Annotated in this window: 4 protein-coding genes; all 4 read left to right on the top strand. The window is 32.5% G+C overall.

Annotated features, from left to right (window positions below; all coding sequences use genetic code 11):
- Positions 1 to 660 (top strand): phage portal protein (locus ACIQVU_RS20160; RefSeq protein WP_402897024.1); only part of this gene is annotated, 660 nt, incomplete at its 5' end.
- 201 nt (positions 661 to 861) lie between these two features.
- Positions 862 to 1,185 carry a BhlA/UviB family holin-like peptide gene (locus tag ACIQVU_RS20155; protein WP_402897022.1) on the top strand — a complete coding sequence of 108 codons (324 nt, stop codon included), beginning with the start codon at positions 862 to 864 and terminating at the stop codon, positions 1,183 to 1,185.
- A gap of 257 nt (positions 1,186 to 1,442) precedes the next feature.
- Positions 1,443 to 1,781 (top strand): hypothetical protein, encoded by a 339-nt coding sequence (locus ACIQVU_RS20150; protein ID WP_402897020.1) that lies wholly within the window; start codon positions 1,443 to 1,445, stop codon positions 1,779 to 1,781.
- Between the two features lie 12 nt (positions 1,782 to 1,793).
- Positions 1,794 to 2,396 carry a hypothetical protein gene (locus ACIQVU_RS20145; RefSeq protein ID WP_402897018.1) on the top strand — a complete coding sequence of 201 codons (603 nt, stop codon included), beginning with the start codon at positions 1,794 to 1,796 and terminating at the stop codon, positions 2,394 to 2,396.
- Positions 2,397 to 2,578 lie beyond the last annotated feature (182 nt).

Below are 2,578 nucleotides of genomic sequence, written 5' to 3'. Positions count from 1 at the left end.
GACTATCAAAACATTCTAGATAATATGGAAGATGTGCTTAGTAAGTATATTGATAGCATGTATAAGTTTATTAATCCAATTCCAGTCGTAACAGGTCAACAACTTACTAATGCATCTATTCCTTCTGAAATTGTTGGAACAGGATTAACATTGGATGATGGTAGTGATTTCAAACTTGTAAATGGATCATTAGATAGTAAGTCATTTGATTTAGTATATAAGACGCTTATGCAAACCTTACTTGATGTATCGTCAACTCCTGCCGTATCAATGAATAAGACGGATATTAGTAACTTGTCAGAGGTCAGTATTAAACTTTTATTTAGTTTAGCGGATACACAAGCAGGTGTAAACGAAACTTACTTAAGAGAAGGCTTCTATCAACGGTGGGAGAAGGTGCAGCGTTTATTGAAATATAAAGGTATACATATTACAGATGATGAGATGGTGTCACTTGAGTTTAATTTTGTATACAATACTCCAAGTAACCATAAGGAAATTTTAGAAAATATGAAAACACAATTCGATATGAACGCTATATCATTAGAAACAATTATCGAACAGAGTCCATACGTTAATGACAAGATGAGAGAGATGAGTCGTTTAAAAGGTGTAGAGTATGATGTACATAATAGTAATGATACAGTTGGTACAGTTTAGTTATAAATGAATAACACAGAATAACATAGAAGCGTAGTATAGAAAAGTGGGAAATAGGTGTGTACGAGTTGAGTTAAAATGTAGTAGTGACAAGGGAATATGCTTTATAGTGAATATGCTACATTTCTCACACCCTGTTATATATGGTACGCCCCCCACTACACTACCAATTATATTAATAGTGAAGGATGATAGATAAATATGACATTAGACCAATTAATAGAAGTAGCACAAAGTCAAGCTGTATGGGCAGTATGCTGTATCGTATTAGTCGGCTTCATTCTTAAAAGAGTGTATGAACAGAACGATAAGCAAGAAGAACGACTAACTAACTTACATGATGAATATAGAGTAGAATCAAAAGAACGTGAAAACAAACTAATGGAACATTTAGCAGAGAGTAACGAGATACAGCGTAAAACAGCACAATCATTGGTACAAGTGGAAAAATCTCTTGTGTCATTAGAACAAGGTTTAAACTCATTGGATGATAGAGTAACTATTATTGAACGTAATAGTAAGTAAACGTTTATATTTATTCATCAATATACAATAGAGGTAACGACTACATCACCGTTAAATATAACTATGGAGAAGTAGTGTGAATGCAGTGGTATCAAGGGTTTGTGGTGTGAAAGTTAGGTTTAGTTTACATAAGATAGGTTATGGGAAGTAGTTGATATATCAACGTTTATAGCGTATTTGCTTACTACTCATAATTTACCTACTTTTATGCAGTATAAATTGATGAATAAAACTTAACAATTAGAAAGGATGATTGAATGAATATTACTAATTTACAACGATTAAAATACGACATACAAGGCATTGAGTTAGATGATACACAACTATCTATATACCTTGCAGAGAACGGACTACAAGCAACTGATACATATAATACAAATGATACAACTAACTTGAAAGGTATCTATGCTACTGCTCTATCAGTGTTAGAAGGACTGGCTAATAACCCTACAATGATGAAGGCAATAAAACTGGATGATATGACGGTCAGTGAGTTTAGCGACAATATTATGAAGCGTATAGATCAACTAGACAATAAGATTAGACAGATTAAAGTAGGCAATAATAGTAGCAGTACATTCCTTTTGTACAATTAGTGAGGTGATTATATGAAGTTATTAGATGATAAATTAATTAAAGATACGTTAAAAGTAATCCAATCACCGTACCATTTTAACATTAATGAGAAAAATCCATTTACGATCAATGCAGTAATTTCTAATGCTACATTTAGTCCTAATTCTACATATCACATTCATTCCTTAGAAGCGTTTAATTGTGGTGACTATACAACTATCAATAATCCTAACAACGTCTATATGGTTACATCAGACGTTTTAACAATGCGTGGTGGTAAATACAAGGGAACCTTAGAGTATTGCAACTATTCAATTGTAGAATGGAAAACAGAAAAAGTTTTAATAGGCAAAGATTCTTTAGGTAGACCCGTTTACGAAGAACAACAAGTAAAAGTTGGGGAGATACCATGTATTTTACGATATAAAGACATGACGTATACAACCAATGATAGCATTAATCTAACTAAACCTATTTATCAGATTACAGTTAGGGACAGTGACGCAAGCCGTAAAAATTTTAAATTGAATGAAAATACATATGGCGATGTAAAAATTTATGATACAACCTATCGTATTATTGACGTAGATTACAGTAAAAAGGGAATTATCAATATCCGATTAGAAAAACGTTGACAAATGCACGATACCCCAAATTGTTTATTTTGTACTCTACCTTACCTATTTTCACACGCCCATAAATTTTTATTATTTCCTTATATGTGGTTCTTCACCAAAAGCCGTGGGTGACAAAATCAGTGACCTATTTCTAAACGTAAACGAAGAAATAAACGGTTTTCATTTCGATAGCCAAAACC

Origin of the sequence: Lysinibacillus sp. NPDC098008, assembly GCF_044760715.1 — a bacterium.
In the GTDB taxonomy this organism is placed as follows: Bacteria; Bacillota; Bacilli; order Bacillales_A; family Planococcaceae; genus Lysinibacillus.
This window is presented reverse-complemented; position numbering and strand designations above follow the sequence as displayed.

Bases quoted from the DNA above. Each gene is read 5' to 3' on its own strand.
- ACIQVU_RS20150 (WP_402897020.1), top strand. From the start codon at position 1,443: ATGAATATTACTAATTTACAACGATTAAAATACGACATACAAGGCATT.
- ACIQVU_RS20155 (WP_402897022.1), top strand. From the start codon at position 862: ATGACATTAGACCAATTAATAGAAGTAGCACAAAGTCAAGCTGTATGG.
- ACIQVU_RS20145 (WP_402897018.1), top strand. From the start codon at position 1,794: ATGAAGTTATTAGATGATAAATTAATTAAAGATACGTTAAAAGTAATC.